Source organism: Caldovatus aquaticus (assembly GCF_019458025.1).
Classification (GTDB): domain Bacteria; phylum Pseudomonadota; class Alphaproteobacteria; order Acetobacterales; family Acetobacteraceae; genus Caldovatus; species Caldovatus aquaticus.
The window spans coordinates 18,433-39,680 of the sequence record NZ_JAHZUY010000003.1 but is presented as its reverse complement, the minus strand read 5'-3'; the positions used below and the strand labels follow the sequence as shown (position 1 = coordinate 39,680).

Below are 21,248 nucleotides of genomic sequence, written 5' to 3'. Positions count from 1 at the left end.
CATGGGAGCGCACCCGGAATGGCCGGAACCGGCCTGTTCTTCGAGGACCTCGAGCTTGGCCAGCGCGCGAGCTTCGCCAAGACCATCACCGAGGCCGACATCCTGCTCTTCGCCGGGATCTCGGGCGACACCAACCCGGTCCACATCGACGCCGAGGCGGCGTCGCGGACGGTGTTCAAGGAGCGGATCGCGCACGGAATGCTCAGCGCCTCGCTGATCTCCACCGTGCTGGGGACCCGCCTGCCCGGGCCCGGAACGATCTACCTCTCGCAGAACCTGCGGTTCCGCGCCCCGGTGCGGATCGGCGCGACGGTGACGGCGACGGTCGAGGTCACCGGGCTTGATCCCGACCGCAAGCGCGCCATCCTTCGCACCGTCTGCACGGTCGAGGGCAAGCCGGTGATCGAGGGCGACGCGACCGTGATGGTGCCGTCGCGCGACGGCTAGGGCCGCGCCGCGTGCGCCGCGTCTGCGTCTTCTGCGGCTCGGCCGAGGGACGCCGGCCCGCCTACCGCGAGGCGGCCGCCGCGCTCGGCCGCGCCATCGCGGCGCGCGGCCTCGGCCTGGTCTATGGCGGCGGCGCGGTCGGGCTGATGGGCGCGGTCGCCGAGGCGGCGCTGGCCGGCGGGGCCGAGGTGACCGGCGTCATCCCCGGCGGCCTGCTGCGCCGCGAGGTCGGGCTGCGCTCGGTGCCCGACCTCCGGGTCGTGGACACGATGCACGAGCGCAAGGCGCTGATGGCGGAGCTGGCCGACGGGTTCGTCGTGCTCCCCGGCGGCTACGGCACGCTGGAGGAGGCGATCGAGACCCTGACCTGGACCCAGCTCGGCATCCACGCCAAGGGCCTGGTGCTGCTCGACGTCGCCGGCTACTGGGAGCGGCTGTTCGCGCTGCTCGACCAGATGGTCGAGGAGGGCTTCCTGACCCCGCTGAACCGCAGCCTGGCTCTGCGCGCGGCCACGCCGGAGGCGGCGCTGGACGCGCTCGCCTCCTTCCGCCCGCCGCCGGTCCCGCGTTGGCTCGGCGAGGACGAGACGTGAGCGCGCCGGGCGGCGGAGACGGGGGCGGGCCGCGGGTCGTCACCACCTGGCACGCGCTGCCCGAGGCGCTGCGCGGCGCGACGGTGGCGCTCGGCAATTTCGACGGGGTGCATCGCGGCCACGTGGCGGTGCTGCGCGCGGCGCACGCGGCGCGGCCGGACCTGCGGCTGGCCGCCCTCACCTTCGAGCCGCATCCGCGCGAGCATTTCCGCCCCGACGACCCTCCCTTCCGCCTGACCCTGCCCGAGGTCAAGGTGGCGCTGCTCGGCGCCCACGGGGCGCGGATCGTCTATGTCATCCCCTTCACCGCCGAGTTCGCGGCGATGCCGGCGGAAGCCTTCGTCGAGCAGGTGCTGCACCGGGGGATCGGGGCGCGGCACCTCGCCTGCGGCGCGGACTTCGCCTTCGGCCACCGGCGCGGCGGCGACGTCGCCTTCCTCGCACGCGAGGCCGAGAAGCGCGGCATCGGGCTGACAGTGGTGCCGCATCTCGCCGACGCGGGCGGGCCGATCTCCTCGACCCGCATCCGCCGCGCGCTGCAGGACGGCTATCCGGAGCGCGCGGCGGAGATGCTGGGGCGGCCCTGGGAGGTGCGCGGCCGGGTCGAGCACGGCGACAAGCTCGGCCGGACGCTCGGCTGGCCGACGGCGAACATGTGGCTCGGCCGGCACCTGGAGCCGGCGCGGGGCGTCTATGCGGTGCGCGTGGCGCTGCCGGACGGGACGCTGCGCGAGGGCGTGGCGAATGTCGGGCGGCGGCCGACCCTCGGCGGCGACCCGAAGACCCGGCTGGAAACCCACATCTTCGACTTCGCGGGCGACCTCTACGGCCAGAAGATCGGCGTGCGGCTCGAGCATTTCCTGCGGCCGGACGAGCGGTTCGCCGATCTCGCGGCGCTGAAGGCGGCGATCGCGCGGGATGCCGAGGAGGCGCGGCGGGTGCTCGCCGCCGGCCGCGGCGGCTCCGCCGCGCCCTCCTAGGGCGGCCTGGCCGCGCCCCGCCACCCGCCCGCCGCCGGGCCAGGCAGCGCCGGCAGGCGCGGGCCGGGGCGCCGTGGCCCGGCAGCGGGCGCTCCGGGCGGGGCACGCGCTTGACCTGCCGCCGCCCCCCTCCCCATAAGGCGGGGATGGTCCGGCTGGCGCAGCATCGAATTCCCGGCCCGGTCCTCGTCTGAGGGCCGGGACACAGCGCGCGCGCCACCCCAGGGCCCCGCGGGAACGCGGACAGCCCGCGACACGCCCCCGAGGCCTACCGATGCACGCCCCCGAGGCATTCCGATGAACGACCGACCGCAGCCGCCGTCCGCCCCCCTCGCCGCGCCGCGCGACTACCGCGCCACGGTCTTCCTGCCGACCACCTCGTTCCCGATGAAGGGCGACCTGCCGCGGCGCGAGCCGCAATGGCTCGAACGCTGGGCGCGGCTCGACCTCTGGGCGCGGCTGCGCGCGCGCTCGGCGGGGCGGCCCAAATTCGTGCTGCACGACGGCCCGCCCTACGCCAACGGCCACCTCCACATCGGCCACGCCCTCAACAAGATCCTCAAGGACGTCATCAACCGCGCCGCGCAGATGGCGGGGTTCGACGCCGACTACGTGCCGGGCTGGGACTGCCACGGCCTGCCGATCGAGTGGAAGGTCGAGGAGGAGTACCGCGCCAGGGGCAAGGACAAGGACGCGGTGCCGGTGCTCGACTTCCGCGCCGAGTGCCGCGCCTATGCCGAGCACTGGCTCAAGGTGCAGCGCGAGGAGTTCATCCGCCTCGGCTGCTTCGGCGACTGGTGGCGGCCCTACTCCACCATGGACTTCGCCTCCGAGGCGGCGATCGCGCGCGAGCTCGGCAAGTTCCTGCTCAACGGCTCGCTCTACCGGGGGCTGCGGCCGGTGATGTGGAGCCCGGTGGAGAAGACCGCGCTCGCCGAGGCGGAGATCGAGTACCACGACCACGTCTCGCCGACGCTGCACGCGCGCTTCCCGATCCTGCGCGCGGGCGCGGAGGACCTGGTCGGCGCGAGCGTGGTGATCTGGACCACCACGCCCTGGACCATCCCCGGCAACCGCGCCGTCGCCTACGGGCCGGAGATCGACTACGCGCTGGTGCATGTGGAGGGCGTCGCGGATGGCTCGCTGCTCCGCGTCGGCGAGCGGCTGCTGGTGGCGCTGAAGCTGCTGCCGGAGTTCGAGAAGGAGGCCGGTCTCGGCCCCCACACCGTCCGCCGCGTGCTGAAGGGCGCGGAGCTCGCCGGCGCCGTCGCCGCCCATCCGCTGCGCGGCCGGGGCTACGACTTCGACGTCCCCCTGCTGCCCGGCGACTTCGTGACCACCGAGGCCGGCACCGGCTTCGTCCACATCGCCCCCGGCCACGGCGAGGACGACTTCGAGCTGGGCCGTCGGCACGGCCTGCCGGTCCCGGAGACGGTCGCCGACGACGGCACCTTCACCGAGCAGGCGCCAGGCTTCACCGGCCTCTCCGTGTTCGAGGCGCACGAGGCGATCTACGCCGCGCTGCGCGAGGCCGGCACGCTGGTCGCCACCGGCCGGATCACCCACGCCTACCCCCATTCGTGGCGCTCCAAGAAGCCGGTGATCTTCCGCGCCACGCCGCAGTGGTTCATCGCCATGGACGACGCCAACCGGATCCGCGCCAAGGCGCTGGAGGCGATCGCCCGCACCCGCTTCATCCCCGAGGCCGGGCGCAACCGCCTCGCCTCCATGATCGCCGCGCGGCCGGACTGGTGCGTCTCGCGCCAGCGCGCCTGGGGCGTGCCGATCCCGGTCTTCGTCGAGAGGCGGAGCGGCGAGCCGCTGCGCGACCCGGCGGTGATCGAGCGCGTCGCCGCCGCCTTCGCCGCCGAAGGCGCCGATGCCTGGTACAAGCCGGGCGCCGCCGCGCGCTTCCTCGGCGCGGGCCGCGACCCCGCGGACTACGAGCAGGTGATGGACATCGTGGACGTGTGGTTCGAGAGCGGCTCGACCCACGCCTTCGTCCTCGGCGAGGCCGGCGGCCGCGGCCTGCCCTTCCCGGCCGACCTCTACCTGGAAGGCTCCGACCAGCACCGCGGCTGGTTCCACTCCTCGCTGCTCGAATCGGTCGGCACGCGCGGCGTCGCCCCGTTCAAGGCGGTGCTGACGCACGGCTTCGTGCTCGACGAGCAGGGCCGCAAGATGTCGAAGTCGCTCGGCAACGTCACCGCGCCGCAGGACGTGATGCGCCAGTACGGCGCCGACATCCTGCGCCTGTGGGTGATGAACTCCGACACCGCCGAGGACCTGCGCATCGGCCCCGAGATCCTGAAGCAGCAGGCCGAGCTCTATCGCCGCCTGCGCAACACGCTGCGCTGGCTGCTCGGCAACCTCGCCGGCTTCTCGGACGAGGAGACGGTGCCCCACGCCGAGCTGCCGGAGCTCGAGCGCTGGGTGCTGCACCGCCTCGCCGAGCTCGACGCCCGCCTCCGCCGCGCCGTCGAGACCTACGACTGGACCGGCGTCTATCCCGAGCTCCACGCCTTCTGCGCCACCGACCTCTCCGCCTTCTACTTCGACATCCGCAAGGACTCGCTCTACTGCGACCGGCCCGACAGCCACCGCCGGCGCAGCGCGCGCACGGTGCTCGATGCGCTGCACCGCTGCCTCTGCGCCTGGCTCGCGCCGGTGCTGGTGTTCACCGCGGAGGAGGCATGGCTCGCGCGCTTCCCGGACGAGGAGGGGAGCGTCCACCTGCTCGACTTCCCGCTGGTGCCGGAGGGCTGGCGCGATCCGGCGCTGGCGGCGAAGTGGGAGCGCATCCGCGGGATCCGCGCCGCCGTGACCGCCGTGCTCGAGACCCATCGGCGCGCAGGCGCGATCGGCGCCGGCCTGCAGGCCGCGCCCCTGCTGCGGCTCGCGCGCCAGGACCTCGGGCTGCTGACGCCCGAGCAGTGGGCGGAGGTGTGCATCGTCTCCGCGGTGGAGGTCGCGCCCCAGGACGGCGCGCCCGGCGAGGCGGCTCCCCCGGTCGTGGAGTTCCGCCCCGCTCCCGGCGCCAAGTGCGAGCGCTGCTGGCGCGTGCTGCCGGAGGTCGGCCGGAGCGCCGCCCACCCGACACTCTGCCGGCGCTGCGAGGAGGCGGTGGAGGCGCACCCGGCCTTCCCGCGCGCCGCCGAGTGACGGCGGCGATCGTGCGCGCCCGCAGCGAGGCCAGGCGCGGCGACGGCAGCGGCGCATGAGCGGCCTGCGACTCGGCCTCCCCGTCGCCGCCGCGGTGCTCGCCGCCGACCAGGCGAGCAAGTGGTGGATCCTGGAGGTCCTCCGCCTGCCGGAGCTGCGCAACGTCCCGCTCCTCGCCCTCGGCCCGGTCGGGCTCGACCTCACCATGGTCTGGAACCGGGGCGTCACTTTCGGTCTGCTCGCCGGGGACACGCTCTGGCACCAGCTCGCGCTCGGCCTGCTCGCGCTGACGATCGCGGCCTTCCTGCTGCGCTGGATGGCCCGGGCCGAGACCCGGCTCGCCGCGGCCGCGCTCGGCGCGGTCATCGGGGGCGCGATCGGCAACCTGATCGACCGGCTGCGCTTCGGCGCCGTGGTGGACTTCGTGGACGCCTACGCCGGACCCTGGCACTGGTACGTCTTCAACCTGGCCGACGCCGCCATCGTGCTGGGCGTCGGGGCCCTCCTCGCGGATGCCTTGTTCCGGCCCAAGGCCGCGGCTAAGGAAAGCGCATGAGGCAGCGCTCCCCTCGCCCCGCCGGCACCCGGTGCGGCGCCCTGGTCGCTTTCGCCCTCGCTGCCGGCCTCGCCGGCTGCGGGTCCGACACCGCACGCACCCTCGGCTTCACCCGCGACGCGCCGGACGAGTTCGCCGTCACCACGCGCGCGCCGCTCTCCATGCCGCCGGACATGACGGAGCTGCCGCCGCCGCGTCCCGGCGCCCGGCGCCCGCAGGAGCTTTCCATCCGCGAGCAGGCGGAGGCGGCGCTGGTTCCCGGCGCCGCGCTCGGCAGCCCGGCCGCAGCCGGCCGCCCGAGCCCCGGCGAGGCGGCGCTGGTCGCGCAGACCGGCCGCTCCGTCCCGCCCGACATCCGCCGCCGCGTGGACGAGGAGGCGCTGCGGCTGGAGCAGCCGGATCGCCCCTTCGTGGACCGGCTAATGTTCTGGCGCCAGCCGCCGCCGCCGGGCACCCCGGTGGACGCGGAGCGCGAGGCGCAGCGGCTGCGCGAGAACGCCGCGCTCGGCCGCTCGCCGACCGAGGGCGAGACGCCGATCATCCAGCCGCGCCGGCGCGGGCTGCTCGAAGGGCTGTTCTGAGCGCCGGGGTGCCCCTTCCTCCGTCTCGCCCCGCGGAGCGCGAGGGGTCGCGGCAGCGGCCCTCGGACGCAGCGCAGCTCGTGGGCCGTCGCCGCCCCGTCGTCGCCGGGCAGCCGGCCCAGGGCCGGGCGACGCCCGGATCGCCGCGGCGGGCGCGGCGGGCGGAGGAGCGGAGGCGGGCATCGCTCTGCGGGAGACGGCCTCGGGAGGGCGGTGGGCCGCGCATCGTCCCTTCCCTCCCCTGGGGCCCGCCCCTATCTCCGCGGGCATGCCCCGCGTGACCCGCCGCACCGCCCTCGCCACGGCCGCCGCCGCAGCGCTCGCCACGCCGTCCCTCGTCCCGGCCGCCGATCCGTCCGCCGGCCCCCCCGTCCCGCCGACCGACCGCCCGCTGTTCGGGGCGCAGCTCTGGCGCCTCCCCAACGGTCTGACCGTGGTCCTGGTCGAGAGCCGGCGCGCGCCGGTGGTCGCGCAGTACCTCTTCTACGCCGTGGGCGGCGGCGAGGACCCGCCGGGCCGCTCCGGCGTCGCCCATTTCCTCGAGCACATGATGTTCAAGGGCAGCCGGAACGTCCCCTCCGGCGCCTTCTCGCAGGCCGTGGCGCGCGAGGGCGGCCACGACAACGCCTTCACCTCGCGCGACGTCACCGCCTACTTCCAGCACGTCGAGGCCTCGCGCCTGCCGCTCATCATGGAGATGGAGGCGGACCGCGTCGCCGGCGCCACCCTCGGCGCCGAGGAGTTCGAGGCCGAGCGGAACGTGATCCTCGAGGAGCGCCGCCTGCGCACCGACAGCAACCCCCGCGCCCGCTTCCGCGAGGCGTTCGAGGCCGCGCTCTGGGGCCCGCAGCACTGGCACGGCCGGCCGATCATCGGCTGGGCGGAGGAGATCCGCGCCATCACCCTCGACGACCTTCGCGGCTTCTACGCGCGCTGGTACGCGCCGGAGAACGCGGTGCTGGTCGTCGCCGGCGACGTGCGCGAGGCCGAATTCCGCCGCCTGGTCGAGACCCATTACGGCGCCATCCCGGCGCGCGCCGCGCCGCGCCGCGACCGTGCCCCGGCGCCGCCCGCGGCGCACGAGCCGCGCCTGGTCCGCCGCGATCCCGGCGTGCGCGAGGCGGCCTACGCCCGCGCCTGGATGGCGCCGACCCTGACCGCGGGCGAGACGCGGCACGCCTATGCGCTGGAGGTGCTCGCCCACCTCCTCGGCGGCGGCCAGGGGAGCCGGCTGCACCGCGCGCTGGTCGAGACCGGCCTCGCGGTCGGCGCCGGCGCGGGCTACGACAGCGACGCGCTCGGCGCCGGCAGCTTCTCGGTCTTCGCCACGCCGCGGCGCGAGGTGGCGCCGGACCGGCTGGAACGCGCAGCCGACGACGTGGTGAAGCGGCTGCTCGACGAGGGGCCGGGCGAGGCCGAGGTGGCGCGCGCGATCCGCCAGCTCACGGCGGGCGCGCTGCTCGCGCTCGACAGCCTCGGCGCGGCGCCGCGCATGATCGGCGGGACGCTGGCGATCGGCCTGCCGCTCGAGGCCGTCGAGCACTGGCCGGCGCGGCTGCGCGCCGTGACGCGGGCGCAGGTGGCGGAGGCGGCCCGCGCGGTGCTGGCCTCGGCGCCCGACACCACCGGCTGGCTCCTGCCCGCCGACGCGCCGGCCGGGAGCGTGCGCGGATGAGCGGGGCCACGGCTGTTCCCCGCGCGATCCCCATCCGCGCCGTGGAGGCGCCGGGCGGTCTCACGGCCTGGCTGGTGGAGGACCACTCGGTGCCGGTCGTCTCGGTCGCCTGGGCCTGGGAGGGCGGCGCCGCGCTCGATGCGCCGGAACGGAACGGCGCGACGGCGATGGCGGCGGCGCTGCTCACCGAGGGTGCGGGCGAGCTGCGCGCGCCGGAGTTCGCGGACGCGCTGCGCGATTCCGCCATCGGCCTTGGCTTCGAGGCGCAGCGCGACGGCTTCGAGGGCGGCTTCCGCGCCCTCTCGACGGCGCTGCCGGAGGCGGTGCGGCTGGCGAACCTCGCCATGGCCGCGCCGCGGCTCGACCCGGATGCGGTGGAGCGGGTGCGCGCCCGCGCCGTCGCCGGCGCGCGGCAGGTGCTCGAGACGCCGCGCGGCCAGGCGAGCCGCGCCTTCTGGGCCGCTGCCTTCCCCGACCACCCGGCCGGCCGCCCGGTCGGCGGCACCCCGGAAACCCTGGCCGCGCTGCCCGTGGAGGCGATCCGCGCGGTCATCGCCCGCCAGCTCCGCCGCGACGGGCTGCTGATCGCCGCCGCCGGCGACATCACGCCGGACGGGCTGGCCGCGCTGCTGCCGAGGCTGTTCGACGGGCTGCCCGCCGGGCCCCCGCCCGCGGCGCCGGCGCTGCCGCCCTTCCGCGCGTTCGGCCGCACGGTGGTGGAGTTCGACTCGCCGCAATCCACCGTGATCTTCGGCCAGCCCGGCCTCGCGGTGAGCGATCCAGACTGGGAGACGGCGCAGGTGGTGCTGCGCATCCTCGCCGGAGGCGACTTCGGCTCGCGCCTGATGCAGGCCGTGCGGGTGCGGCGCGGCCTGACCTACGGCATCGGCGCCGGGCTCGAGGTGCTGTTCCGCCAGGCGGCGATCGTCGGCTCGGTGGCGACGGAGAACGGCCGCGTGGCGGAGACGCTCGCGCTGACGCGCGAGGAATGGGCGCGGATGGCCGCCGAGGGACCGACCGCGCAGGAGGTCGCGGACGCGGTGGCCTACCTGACCGGCTCGTTGCCGCTGCAGTTCACGGACAGCCGGCGGATCGCGGACACGCTGCTCGCGCTGCGCCGCAACGGCCGGCCGATCGACTGGCTGGACGGCCGCGCGGCGCGCCTGCGCGCGCTGACGCGCGAGCGGGCGGCGCAGGTCGCGGCGCGGCTCCTGAAGCCGGAGGCGCTCTCGGTGGCGGTGGCGGGGCGGCCCGCGGAGCCGTGAGGAGGGACGCCCGCAGGCCGGGGCGGAGCCCTTCCTGCCGCGCGCCGACCGCGGGGAGGACGACGGCGCGGGAAGAGGGCGACGCCCGGTGACGACCGACACCGCCCGCGAGCAGGCGTGGGCCAGGGTCGAGGCGCTCGGCGCGCGGCCCGGGGCGCGCGCGATCCGCCCGCTCTTCGCCGCCGATCCGCGGCGCTTCGCGCGCTTCGCGCATCGCGCCGGCGACCTCCTGGTGGACCTCTCCAAGACCTCGGTGTCGGACGCGGCGCTCGAGGCGCTGCTCGGCCTCGCCCGCGCCTGCGGGGTGGAGGCGCGGCGCGACGCCATGGCGCGCGGCGAGCCGATAAACGCCACCGAGCGGCGCGCCGTGCTGCACATCGCGCTGCGCGCGCCGCGCTCGGCCGGGTTCCGCGCCGGCGACGAGGACGCCTCGGCCGCGGTGCACGACACGCTCGCGCGGATGCGCGCCTTCGCGGAGGCGGTGCATGCGGGCGAGATCCGCGGCGCCACCGGCGAGCGCTTCACCGACGTGCTGAACATCGGCATCGGCGGCTCGGACCTCGGGCCGGCGATGGTGGCTCGGGCGCTGTGGCGCGAGGGGGTGTCGCCGCTGCGCGCGCACTACCTCGCCAATGTGGACGCCCATGCCTGGGAAGCGCTGCGGCCGCGGCTCGACCCGGCGCGGACGCTGGTGCTGGTGGCCTCCAAGACCTTCACCACGCAGGAGACGCTGCTGAACGCGCGCCTGGTGCGCGCGTGGCTCGCCGCGGCGCTGGGCGAGGAGCAGGCCCCGCTCCACCTCGCCGCCATGTCCACCAACCTGGAGGCGACCGGGGCGTTCGGCATCGCCCCGGCGCGGGTGTTCGGCTTCCGCGACTGGGTCGGCGGGCGGTTCTCGCTTTGGTCGGCGGTCGGGCTGTCGCTCGCGCTCGCGCTGGGGTGGAGCGCGTTCGAGCGGCTGCTCGCCGGCGCGCGGACGATGGACGAGCACTTCCTCGGCGCGCCGCTCGAGCGCAACGTGCCGGTGCTGATGGCGCTGGTGGAGGCGTGGCACGTCAACGCGCTCGGCTACCCGGCCCGCGCGGTGCTGCCCTACGACGAGCGGCTGGCGCGGCTGCCCGCGCATCTGCAGCAGCTCGAGATGGAGAGCCTCGGCAAGCGGGTGACGCTGGCCGGCGCGCCGGTCGCGCGCGCGACCGGGCCGGTGGTGTTCGGCGAGCCGGGCACCAACGCCCAGCACAGCTTCATGCAGCTCGTCCACCAGGGCACGACGCCGGTGCCGGTGGACTTCATCCTGATCGCCCGGCCCGACCATCCGCACGCCGAGAGCCACCGCGCCCTGCTCGCCAACGGCCTCGCCCAGGCCGAGGCGCTGCTGCGCGGCCGGAGCGCCGAGGAGGCGCGCGCCGAGATGGCGGCCGCGGGGCTGCCGGAGGCGGAGATCGCGCGCCTGCTGCCGCACCGCGTCTTCCCGGGCGACCGCCCGAGCCTCACCATCCTGCTGCCGCATCTCGACGCCGGCACGCTCGGCCAGCTCGTCGCGCTCTACGAGCACAAGGTGTTCGCGCTGGCGGCGCTATGGGACGTGAACGCCTTCGACCAGTGGGGCGTGGAACTGGGCAAGCGGCTCGCCGCGCCGCTCGCGGAGGAACTGGAGCGCGGGCCGCGCGCCGGGGCGCATGACAGCTCGACGGCGGGCCTGCTGGAGGCGATCCGGCGCGCGCAAGGGCTGCCTTCCCCGGCCTGAGGCCGCGCCCCGGCGCCGGGCTGGCCCGCTGCGGCAGGCCCGCTAGGATGCGCGCCACCGTCGCACGCCCAGGCCCAGGACCCCGCCCGATGGACGCCCCCGCCCTGCCGCCCGTGATCCGCCTCCATCCCGAGGACGGGGTGGCGATCGCCCGCACCGCCCTGGCCCCGGGCGCCGCCCTCGCCGAGGGCCTGCGCGTGGGCGAGCGGCGGATCCCGCCGGGCCACAAGGTCGCCCTGCGGCCGCACGCGGCCGGCGAGCCGATCCGCCGCTACGGCCAGATCATCGGCTTCGCCACGCGACCCATCGCACCCGGCGAGTGGGTGCACACGCACAACTGCGCGATGGGCGACTTCGCCAGGGACTACGCCTTCGGCGCGGACGCGCGCCCGACCGAGCCGCTGCCCGTCCCCGCCACCTTCCAGGGCATCCGCCGCGCCGACGGGCGCGTGGCGACGCGCAATTACATCGGCATCCTCACCAGCGTGAACTGCTCGGCCCATGTCGCGGAGCTGATCGCGCGGCAGTTCGAGCGCAACCCGATCACCGGCGCCGATCCGCTCGCCGCCTGGCCGAACGTGGACGGCGTGGTGGCGCTGACGCACAAGACCGGCTGCGGCATGACCATGGGCGAGCCGCTGAAGCTGCTCCGGCGCACCCTCGCCGGCTACGCGCGGCATCCGAACTTCAGCCATGTGATCGCGATCGGCCTCGGCTGCGAGGTCAACCAGCTCGGCCCGATGCTGGAGGAACAGCGCCTCGCCGGCCGCCTGCGGGTGATGGACATCCAGGAGCGCGGCGCGCGCGCCACGATCGAGGCCGGCATGGCCTTCGTGCGCGAGGTGCTCGACGAGGCCAACGCCGTGCGGCGCGAGACGGTGCCGGCCAGCGAGCTGATCGTCGCGCTGCAGTGCGGCGGCTCGGACGGCTATTCGGGGATCACGGCCAACCCCGCGCTCGGCGCGGCGAGCGACCTCGTGGTGCGGCACGGCGGCACGGTGATCCTCTCCGAGACGCCCGAGACCTACGGCGCCGAGCACCTGCTGACGCGCCGCGCTGTGAGCCGCGAGGTCGGCGAGAAGCTGGTCGCGCTGATGCGCTGGTGGGAGGAGTACACGGCGCGCGAGGGCGCGGAGATGGACGCCAATCCCTCCCCCGGCAACAAGGCGGGCGGCCTGACGACGATCCTCGAGAAGTCGCTCGGCGCCATGGCCAAGGCGGGCACGACCAACCTGGTCGAGGTGTACCGCTACGCCGAGCCGGTCACCGCGAAGGGCTTCGTCTTCATGGACACGCCCGGCTACGACCCGGTGGCGGCGACCGGGCAGGTCGCGGGCGGCGCCAACCTGGTCTGCTTCACCACCGGCCGCGGCAGCGTCTTCGGCTGCAAGCCCGCGCCCTCGATCAAGCTCGCCACCAACACGCCGCTCTACGAGCGGATGCGCGAGGACATGGACCTCGACTGCGGCACCATCCTCGGCGGCGAGGAGACGGTCGCGCAGTGCGGCGAGCGGATCTTCGAGTTGATGCTGCGCGTGGCGAGCGGCGAGCGGACGAAGAGCGAGAAGCTCGGCTTCGGCGGCGCCGAGTTCGCGCCCTGGACGATCGGGGCGACGATGTGAGCGGGACGGGGACGCGGTCCCCGCCCCTCCCCTCCCGTGCCGGGCCCGGGCCGCTGGAGCCGCTTCCGCCCGGCGGTGCGCGCGGCAACGGCGCCGGCGCGTCGTCCGGCGCGCGGATTCCCGCTCCCGGCCGTTCCCGGCCGTCCGCGATCCGCTCTCAGCGCCCGCCGCGCGGCGCTTGGCCCGGCGGCCGGTCCTGCTGCGGCGGCGGCCGCAGCGCCGCCTCCAGCTCCTCGATGCGCGCGATGGCGAAGTGCAGGTAGCAGGCGGCGCGCTCGACCGGCGCCCGCTCGCCGAGGCTCTGCGAGGTGCCGACGAAGTCGCAGTGCTTCTGCCGGTAGGCGGCCCAGGCCGCCTGCACCTCGGCGAAGGCGGCGCCGCGCTCGGGCGGCTCCATCGCCGCCTGCAGCCGCTCCATCGCCTGGGCCAGGCGCTGCTCGAGCGCCGCGTTCTGCCGGTCCAGGCACTCCAGGTAGCGCGGCACCTCGCGCACGGTGCCGATGCAGCCGCGCATCTCGCGGTCCACCGCGGCAGCGAGGGTCTCCCGCGGCGCCGGCCGCGCCGCGCGCTGCTGCGCCTGCGCCGCCGGCGCCAGCGACAGGCCGAGCGCGGCCAGGAGCAGCCCGCGGGCCACCCTGCGCATGGCGCTCACTCCGCCGCCACCACCCGCTGCACCTGCTCGCCCAGCCCGGCGATGCCGAGCCGCATCGTCTGCCCGGGGCGGAGGAAGACCGGCGCCGGCTTCTTGCCCAGGCCGACGCCGGGCGGCGTGCCGGTGCTGATGACGTCGCCCGGATGCAGCGTGATGCAGTGGCTGACATAGCTCACCAGCTTCGCCACGCCGAAGATCATGGTGCGGGTCGAGCCGTCCTGCATCCGCTGCCCGTCCACCTCGCAGAACATGGCGAGGTCCTGCGGGTCCGGCACCTCGTCCCTGGTCACCAGCCACGGGCCGAGCGGGCCGAAGGTGTCGAAGCCCTTGCCCTTGTCCCAGCTCCCGCCGCGCTCGAGCTGCCATTCGCGCTCGGAGACGTCGTTGCAGATGGTGTAGCCGGCGACGTAGTCGAGCGCCTCCGCCTCCGGCACGTAGCGGGCGGTCCGGCCGATGACGACGGCGAGCTCCACCTCCCAGTCGGTCTTGGTCGAGCCGCGCGGGATGACGACGTCGTCGTTCGGGCCACACAGCGCGCCGAGCGACTTGAGGAACACGATCGGCTCCTTGGGGATCGCCGCCCCGGTCTCGGCCGCGTGGTCGGCGTAGTTGAGGCCGATGCAGACGAAGTTGGTCATGCCGGCGACCGGCGGGCCGAGCCGCGGCTGGCCCGCGATCTTCGGCAGCGCGCCGGGATCGAGCGCCGCGAGCCGCCGGAGCCCTTCGGGCGACAGCGCCTCCCCCCGGAGGTCGGCGATCACGCCCGAGAGGTCGCGGATCGCGCCCTCGGCGTCGAGCATTCCGGGCTTCTCCTGCCCCTTCGGGCCGTAGCGCAGCAGCTTCATCCGTGCGGTTCCCCCTCGGTTCCCATCAATTCGTCCAGCCGCCGTCAATGACAATGGCCTGCCCGGTGACGAAGGCGCTCTCGTCGGCGGCGAGATAGACGGCGAGCGCCGCGATCTCCTCCGGCCGCGCGAGCCGGCCCATCGGCTGGCGCGCGACGAAGGCCGCGCGCGCCTGCTCGACGCCCCCGGCCTGCGCCGCGTTGGCGGCGATGCGCTCGGCGAGCGAGGGCGTGTCCACCGTGCCCGGACAGATGCAGTTGCAGCGGATGCCGCGCGTCACGAAGTCCGCCGCGACGCTCTTGGTCAGCCCGATCACCGCGGCCTTGGTCGCACCGTAGACGAAGCGGTTCGCCACCCCCTTCACGCTGGAGGCGGCGGAGGCCATGTTGACGATGCTGCCGCGGCCGCGCGCCAGCATGCCCGGCAGGAAGGCGCGGATCGTGCGCGCCATGGACCGCACGTTGAGGTCGAAGGCGAGGTCCCACTCCGCCTCCGTCCAGCTCAGCGCCGTGTTCTGGTGCACGACGCCGGCGCAGTTGAACAGCACGTCCACCGCCCCCGCGTCCCTCGCGGCCGCCTCGATCGCCGCGGCGTCGCGCACGTCGAGCCGCGCGGTGCTCACGCCCGGCCGCGCGCCGAGATCGGCGAGCTTCGCCGCCTCCACGTCGGTCGCGACCACCTCCGCCCCCTCGGCGGCGAAGGCGAGCGCGGTGGCGCGGCCGATGCCCTGGCCGGCCGCCGTCACGAAACACCGCTTGCCCGCGAGCCTGCCGGCCATTCCTTCCCTCCGCGATCCCGTCCGCCTGCCCGCTCTACGGGCGGGCCCGGCCGCGCGTCAACTCAGTGGTTGTGCCGGCTCTCGCCCCGCGTCTCCAGGATGTTGAGGTACATCGTCGCCGGCTCCAGGCACATGCCGGTGCCGAGCTGGCCGACCAGGCTGCGGAAGATCTCCTCCCACGGCGTCTTGTTGAGGAGTTGCGGCGGCCGCCACGCGGCCCGCCGCGCCGCGAGCTCGGCCTCCGGGATCAGCACGTCCACGCGCCGCGCCCTGATGTCGATGCGGATCGGATCGCCGGTCCGCAGCAGCGCCAGCCCGCCCCCCACCGCCGCCTCCGGCGTGACGTTGAGGATCGAGGGGCTGCCGGAGGTGCCGCTCTGCCGCCCGTCGCCCATGGTCGGCAGCGCCTCGATCCCGGCTTTGATCAGCGCCGCCGGCGGCTGCATGTTCACCACCTCGGCGCTGCCGGGATAGCCGACGGGACCGCAGTTGCGGATCACCAGCACGGTGCGCTCGTCGATGCCGAGGCCCGGGTCCTCGATGCGCGCGTGGTAGTCCTCCGGCCCCTCGAACACCACGACCTTGCCCTCGAACACGTCCGGCGGGTCGGAGAGGAAGCGGCGGCGGAAGGCCTCGTCAATGACGCTCACCTTCATCACCGCGTTGTCGAAGATGTTGCCGCCGAGGATGACGAAGCCGGCGCGCTCCTTCAGCGGGCGGTCGTAGGGGCGGATCACCTCGCGGTCCGGCTCGCCCACGGCGGCAAGGTTCTCGGCGACCGTCCGGCCGGTGACGGTCAGCGCCCCGCCGTGCAGCCGCCCGGCGCGCAGAAGCTCGCGCATCACCGCCGGCACGCCGCCGGCGCGGTGGAAGGCCTCGCCGAGGAAGCGGCCCGCCGGCTGGCAGTCCACCAGCAGCGGGACGTCGTGGCCGATGCGGTCCCAGTCCTCGATCGCGAGCTCCACCCCCATGTGGCGGGCGATGGCGATGATGTGCGGCGGGCAGTTGGTGCTCGCGCCGATCGCGCTCGCCACCACGATCGCGTTCTCGAAGGCCTGGCGCGTCATGATGTCGGACGGGCGCAGGTTGGCGTGCACCATCTCGACGATGCGCCGGCCCGTCGCGTAGGCCATCTGCCCGCGCTCGCGGTAGGGGGCGGGGATGGCGGCGCAGCCCGGCAGGCTCATCCCCAGCGCCTCGGCGAGCGAGTTCATCGAGAGCGCCGTGCCCATGGTGTTGCAGTGGCCGATGCTGGTGGCGCTCGAGGCCACCAGCTCCATGAAGCCCTCGTAGTCCAGATCGCCGGCGGCGAGGCGCTTGCGCGCCTCCCAGACGATGGTGCCGGAGCCGGTGAGGCGGCCCTTGTAGTGCCCGTCCAGCATCGGCCCGCCGGAGAGCACGATCGCCGGGATGTTCACCGTCGCCGCGCCCATCAGGCAGGCGGGGGTGGTCTTGTCGCAGCCCGTGGTCAGCACCACGCCGTCGATCGGGTAGCCGTGCAGCACCTCGACCAGCGAGAGATAGGCGAGGTTGCGGTCGAGCGCCGCGGTCGGCCGCTTGCCGGTCTCCTGGATCGGATGGATCGGGAATTCGAGCGGAATGCCGCCGGCGTCGCGCACGCCCTCCTTGACCCGCTGCGCGAGGTCGAGGTGGTGCCGGTTGCAGGGGGCGAGGTCGCTGCCGGTCTGGGCGATGCCGATGATCGGCTTGCCGGACTGCAGTTCGCCGCGCGTGAGGCCGAAATTGAGGTAGCGCTCGGTGTAGAGCGCCGTCATGCCCGGATCGTCCGGATCGTCGAACCAGCGCTGGCTGCGCAGGCGGAACTTCTTCTGGGTCTGGTCGGCACCGGCCATGGCGTGCTTCCCCGTTTGCGGCCCGGGAAAGTGCGAGGCCGCGAGCGGGACTGTCAACGCCGGCCGGCGCGCCCCCATCGGGCGCGGCGCAGGATGCCGCGGCCGGAAGGCGGCCCGGCCGCGGCATGGCTCGTCCCTCGCGCGGACGGGAGTCCCGGCTGCGCGCTCCTGTCGCGGGGGTTGCGCGCACGGCTGCGCAGCCTCGCCGCCTGCAGGCGAGCGGCCGCGGCAGGGAGGGATGCTCGCCTTCCGGAAGCGGCGCGGTTGACGGCCCCGGACATCGGTGTTCCCCTCGCTGCGCCCGCCGCCGTTCGGCGCGGCGCGGTCGCTCCCGGCCGTGGATCGCGGGATGCCTCTTGCCCGGCGGCGAGCACACGATGTCGTGTGGCGCCCCTGCGCGGAGGATTGCGCCGGTTTCGCGAATTGTTTCTTCTGTTTCGCCCGCCGGGTCCGCCCCTGGGCGGAGCGCCAGGCCGGGAACGACAGGGCGGAGGAAACAGAATGGCGGACCAGCCGGAGATCGTCGTCGTGGACGACGAACGGGCCCTGCGCGATGCCGTCGGCGAGTACCTCACCCGCCACGGCTTCGCCGTGCGGTGCGCCGGGAACGGGCAGCAGTTGCGCGCGGCGCTCCGCGAGCGCCCGGCGGACCTCGTCCTGCTCGACATCGCCATGCCCGGCGAGGACGGGCTCTCCATCGCGCGTTCGCTGCGCGCCGGCGAGTTCGGCGACATCGGCATCGTCATGCTGACGGCGGCCGGCGACGTGGTGGACCGCGTCGTCGGGCTGGAGGTCGGGGCCGACGACTACGTGGCGAAGCCGGCCGATCTGCGCGAGCTGCTGGCCCGGCTGCGCGCCGTGCTGCGTCGCCGCGAGGCGGCGCGCCTCGCGGGGCAGCAGGCGGCGGCAGCGGCCTCCGCACCGGCGGGCGGCACGGCGCGGACACAGGCCGCCCCCGGCGCGGCGACGCCGCAGCCCGCGCCGACGCGCCGCGTCCGCATGGGCCGCACGCAGCTCGACCTCGACGCGCGCCGCCTGATCGGCGCCGACGGCAACGAGATCCCGCTGGGGCCGAGCGAGTTCGCCCTGCTGCGCGCCTTCGCCGAACGGCCCGGCCGCGTGCTGAGCCGCGAGACGCTGCTCGAGCTCGCGCACCCGCGCGGCGAGGAGCACTTCGACCGCTCCATCGACGTCCGCATCGCGCGGATCCGGCGCAAGATCGAGACCATCCCGGACCAGCCCAGCGTTATCAGGACCGTGCGGGGAGCCGGCTATGTCTTCGACCCGGCGGCGGAACACTGATCCCCGCGCCCCCCCGGCCGGCGCGCAGGCGGGGAAGCCTGCGCGCGGTGCGCCGCGGCGCACAGGCCCGTGCTGCGCCCCGGCGCCGCCGGGGAAGCGGGCGAGGAGCGGCACGGCGCAGCCGATGCCGCGGCTCGACCCCGCCACTCTCGCCGCGGTGCTCGACGCCGCCCCGGTGCGCATCGCGGTGATGGATCGCCGCCGCCGGCACATCTACGTCAACGCCGAGATGTGCGCCTTCCTCGGCCTGCGGCGCGAGGAGATCCTCGGCACGACGGTCGCCGACATGCTCGGCCGCGCCACGGCGCGGCGCATCGCGCCGCTCGGCCGCCGCGCGCTGGCGGGCGAGACGCACCGCTGGCAGGGCTGGATCGAATACGTCAACCACGACGACCCCGCGGCCCCGCCGCGGCGGCGCTACGTGGACCGGATCTACGCGCCGGTGCTCGGGCCGCGCGGGGCGATCACCGCCTACATGGTCATCACCAGCGACCTCACGGAGGCGATGCGGCGACAGGAGGAGCTCGAGCGGCGCGGCCGCCAGCTCGAGGAGATCCTGGATGCCATCCCCGCGCGCATCTGCCTGATCGGCCGCGACTTCCGCTACCGCTTCGTCAACCGCGAATTCAGCGCGTTCGCCGGCCGGAAGCCGGAGGCCATCATCGGCCGGACCACCGGCGAGCTGGTCGGGCCCGAGGTGAAGCGCCGGCTCGACCCGCTCGCCCTCCGCGCCCTCGCCGGCGAGACGGTGAAGGAGGAGGGCTGGATCGACTACCGCAGGAACGGGCGGAAATACGTCAGCTGGGTCTTCGCCCCGAAGCGCGCCGACGACGGCAGCATCGAGGGCTTCGCCGTGTTCATGCGCGATCTCACCGAGCTGAAGGCCCGCGAGGAGGACCTCGCCCGCCGCACGGCCCAGCTCGAGACGATCCTCTCGAGCATCGGCGACGGGGTGAGCATCATGGATCCCGAAGGCCGGCTGATCCTGTGCAACAAGGGCTTCCTCGACCTGTTCGGCTTCCCGGCCGAGCTCGGCCGCCCCGGCACCCCGATCGCGGCGTTCGTGCGCGACCGCCTCGCGCGCGGGATCCGTTCCGCGCACGACCGGCGCGACGCCGATGCCGGGACGCTCGTCGCCGAGCGCGTCGCGCGCATCCTCGGCGCGACCGATTCGGTCGAGGAGGACCTGCGTTCCGACGGGGTGTGTCTGGAGATCCGTCGCCGGCGGCTGCCCGACGGCTGCATCGTCTCCACCTACACCGACATCACCGCGCGGCACGAGGCCGAGCGCGCCCGCCGCGCCCAGCGCGACGCGCTGCGCCGGGCCGAGCAGCTCTCCACCACCGCCTCGCTCCTCGCCGGCGTCGCGCACGAGATCAACAACCCGCTCGCCGTCGTCGCCGCCCAGGCGCTGCTGCTCGCCGAGGAGGCGGAGGGCACGCCGCTCGCCGCGCGCGCCGAGGCGGTGCGCGAGGCGGCGCAGCGCTGCGGCCGGATCGTCGCCAGCCTGATGGCGAGCGCGCGGCGCCGCGCGCAGCGGCGCGAGGTCTTCGACCTGGCGGACGCGGTGCGGTCCGGGCTCGACCTCGCGGGCTACGGGCTGCGCGCGGCGGGGATCGCGCTCGAGCTCGACCTGCCGGACGGCCTGCCGAAGCTGCGCGGCGATCCCGACCAGATCGCGCATGTGGTGGCGAACCTGGTGGCCAATGCCCAGCACGCGCTCGAAGGGCTCGGCGCCGGGGGCGACGGCGCGGCCGCGGCGGGGCGGCCGCGCCGGCTGGCGATCTCCGCCCGGCGGGCGGGCGGCACGGTCGAGCTGCGGGTCGCCGACAGCGGCCCCGGCATCCCGCCGGAATTGCGCGAACGGATCTTCGGCCCGTTCTTCACCACCAAGCCGGACGGGGTGGGAACCGGGGTCGGCCTCGCGCTCTGCCGCGCCGTGGCCGGCACCCATGGCGGCGCCATGCGGGCGGAGGAGACGCCGGGCGGCGGGGCCACCTTCGTGCTCAGCCTGCCGGTGCCTCCCGGGCCGCCGGCTGCGGAGGGCCGCAGGCTCCAGGAGACGGCCGCGGAGCGATAGCCGCGGGCCACCCGCTCACTCCGCCTCGGGCGGGATCACGTTCGTCCGCTTCCCCTCCACCAGCACGTCGCGCATGGTCTCGGCGCTCTTGCGGCGGATGTCCTCCCACGCCTCCGGCGTGTGGAAGGCGATGTGCGGGGTGACGATGAGGCGGCCGAGGAGCCAGGGCTCGCGCGCCCGGTAGGCGCGGAGCAGCGAGGGCAGCGGCTCGCGCGGCGGCTCCTCCGGCAGCACGTCGAGCCCGGCGCCGGCGAGGTGGCCGTCGCGCAGGGCCCGCTCCAGCGCGTCGAGGTCGAGGATCGGCCCGCGCGCCGTGTTCACCACCACCGCGCCGCGCGGCAGCAGGCGCAGCTCGCGCTCGCCGATCAGGCCGCGCGTGGCGCGCGTCAGCGGCGTGTGGATCGAGAACACGTCGGACTGGGCGAGCAGCTCCTCCAGCGTGCGCGCGCGCCGGACGCCGATCGCGCGGTCGGCGCCGTTGGGCAGATGGGGGTCGAAGAACACCACGCGGAAGCCCATCGCCTTCGCGCGCAGCGCCGCCGCGGTGCCGATGCGGCCGAGGCCGAGGATGCCGAAGGTCTGCCCCTCCAGCCGGCGCACCAGCGGCGAGGGCGTCACGCCCCAGGGCGCGGGCGGCTCGGCGCGCTGGCCGTCGTGGTAGAGCGCGAGGCCGCGGCGCAGCGCCACCGCCAGCAGGACCGCGAACTCCGCCACCTCCTGCGTGCCGTAGTCCGGCACGTTGCAGACGGTGATGCCGCGCGCGGCGCAGGCGGCGCGGTCCACGCGGTCGTAGCCCACCCCCATGCGCACCACGACCCTGAGGCGCGGGAAGCGGGCGAGCTGCTCGCCAGGCACGGCGAGGCGCAGCGTCATCAGCCCGTCCGCCTCGGCGCAGAGGGAGTCGGGCAGCTCGGCGAGGCTCGCGCGCGCGTTGCCGCGGAGGATGCGGACCCCGGAGCCCATCACCTCCTGCTCCAGCAATGTGTCGGGATAAAGCCCCTCGGGCTCGAGCACCGTCAGCGTCACGCGCGAATCCCCCCAAGGCGAAGCGGCGCCGGAGGATGCGGGCGGCGCGGCGGCGGCGCAAGCCGGGGCCCGCCCGGCGCGGGC

The 21,248-nt window shown here is 75.4% G+C and carries 17 protein-coding genes; 12 read left to right on the top strand and 5 right to left on the bottom strand.

The genetic code is table 11. The features are described from left to right. The first annotated feature begins 18 nt into the window (after positions 1–18). From K1J50_RS02075 to K1J50_RS02030, 10 genes are all read left to right on the top strand, one after another. Positions 19–447: a MaoC family dehydratase gene (locus K1J50_RS02075; protein WP_220115774.1), complete on the top strand. Its 429-nt coding sequence runs from the start codon at positions 19–21 to the stop codon at positions 445–447. Between the two features lie 11 nt (positions 448–458). Further along, the gene (locus K1J50_RS02070; protein ID WP_220115773.1) at positions 459–1,040 is read left to right on the top strand and encodes an LOG family protein; all 582 of its coding nucleotides are present in this window, start codon (positions 459–461) and stop codon (positions 1,038–1,040) included. Further along, on the top strand, positions 1,037–2,020 hold the full coding sequence (locus tag K1J50_RS02065) for a bifunctional riboflavin kinase/FAD synthetase (RefSeq protein ID WP_408869356.1): 984 nt from the start codon (positions 1,037–1,039) through the stop codon (positions 2,018–2,020). Before K1J50_RS02070 ends, K1J50_RS02065 begins: the two co-directional genes overlap by 4 nt. A 297-nt stretch (positions 2,021–2,317) precedes the next feature. Continuing rightward, positions 2,318–5,182 carry an isoleucine--tRNA ligase gene (gene ileS / locus K1J50_RS02060; RefSeq protein WP_220115772.1) on the top strand — a complete coding sequence of 955 codons (2,865 nt, stop codon included), beginning with the start codon at positions 2,318–2,320 and terminating at the stop codon, positions 5,180–5,182. A gap of 55 nt (positions 5,183–5,237) precedes the next feature. Then, positions 5,238–5,738 carry a signal peptidase II gene (lspA, locus tag K1J50_RS02055; RefSeq protein ID WP_220115771.1) on the top strand — a complete coding sequence of 167 codons (501 nt, stop codon included), beginning with the start codon at positions 5,238–5,240 and terminating at the stop codon, positions 5,736–5,738. Then, positions 5,735–6,319: a DUF3035 domain-containing protein gene (locus K1J50_RS02050; protein ID WP_220115770.1), complete on the top strand. Its 585-nt coding sequence runs from the start codon at positions 5,735–5,737 to the stop codon at positions 6,317–6,319. Before lspA ends, K1J50_RS02050 begins: the two co-directional genes overlap by 4 nt. A 268-nt stretch (positions 6,320–6,587) precedes the next feature. Next, entirely contained in the window at positions 6,588–7,994 is a 1,407-nt protein-coding gene (locus K1J50_RS02045) for a M16 family metallopeptidase (RefSeq protein WP_220115769.1), read from the top strand. Then, positions 7,991–9,259 carry a M16 family metallopeptidase gene (locus K1J50_RS02040; protein WP_220115768.1) on the top strand — a complete coding sequence of 423 codons (1,269 nt, stop codon included), beginning with the start codon at positions 7,991–7,993 and terminating at the stop codon, positions 9,257–9,259. The genes K1J50_RS02045 and K1J50_RS02040 overlap by 4 nt, the downstream gene beginning before the upstream one ends. Positions 9,260–9,347: 88 nt before the next feature. Beyond that, positions 9,348–11,006, top strand: a complete 1,659-nt coding sequence (gene pgi / locus K1J50_RS02035; RefSeq protein WP_220115767.1) for a glucose-6-phosphate isomerase — start codon at positions 9,348–9,350, stop codon at positions 11,004–11,006. An 89-nt stretch (positions 11,007–11,095) separates the two neighbouring features. Further along, on the top strand, positions 11,096–12,628 hold the full coding sequence (locus K1J50_RS02030; RefSeq protein ID WP_220115766.1) for a UxaA family hydrolase: 1,533 nt from the start codon (positions 11,096–11,098) through the stop codon (positions 12,626–12,628). A 157-nt stretch (positions 12,629–12,785) separates the two neighbouring features. Here the strand turns inward: K1J50_RS02030 and K1J50_RS02025 are convergent, their stop codons facing one another. The 4 genes from K1J50_RS02025 to K1J50_RS02010 form a co-directional block, all read right to left on the bottom strand. After that, on the bottom strand, positions 12,786–13,271 hold the full coding sequence (locus tag K1J50_RS02025) for a lysozyme inhibitor LprI family protein (protein ID WP_220115765.1): 486 nt from the start codon (positions 13,269–13,271) through the stop codon (positions 12,786–12,788). A 5-nt stretch (positions 13,272–13,276) separates the two neighbouring features. Beyond that, positions 13,277–14,125 (bottom strand): fumarylacetoacetate hydrolase family protein, encoded by an 849-nt coding sequence (locus tag K1J50_RS02020; protein WP_220115764.1) that lies wholly within the window; start codon positions 14,123–14,125, stop codon positions 13,277–13,279. Between the two features lie 25 nt (positions 14,126–14,150). Continuing rightward, positions 14,151–14,903, bottom strand: a complete 753-nt coding sequence (locus K1J50_RS02015; RefSeq protein ID WP_220115763.1) for an SDR family oxidoreductase — start codon at positions 14,901–14,903, stop codon at positions 14,151–14,153. Between the two features lie 62 nt (positions 14,904–14,965). Beyond that, on the bottom strand, positions 14,966–16,756 hold the full coding sequence (locus tag K1J50_RS02010; protein WP_220115762.1) for an IlvD/Edd family dehydratase: 1,791 nt from the start codon (positions 16,754–16,756) through the stop codon (positions 14,966–14,968). 501 nt (positions 16,757–17,257) lie between these two features. On the opposite strand from K1J50_RS02010, the gene K1J50_RS02005 reads away from it, so the two are divergent. Then, on the top strand, positions 17,258–18,058 hold the full coding sequence (locus K1J50_RS02005) for a response regulator (RefSeq protein ID WP_220115761.1): 801 nt from the start codon (positions 17,258–17,260) through the stop codon (positions 18,056–18,058). A gap of 124 nt (positions 18,059–18,182) precedes the next feature. Next, positions 18,183–20,138 (top strand): PAS domain-containing protein, encoded by a 1,956-nt coding sequence (locus K1J50_RS02000; protein ID WP_220115760.1) that lies wholly within the window; start codon positions 18,183–18,185, stop codon positions 20,136–20,138. Positions 20,139–20,153: 15 nt separating this feature from the next. Here K1J50_RS02000 and K1J50_RS01995 read toward each other — a convergent pair whose 3' ends face one another. Further along, entirely contained in the window at positions 20,154–21,164 is a 1,011-nt protein-coding gene (locus K1J50_RS01995) for a C-terminal binding protein (protein ID WP_369413502.1), read from the bottom strand. Positions 21,165–21,248: the final 84 nt, after the last annotated feature.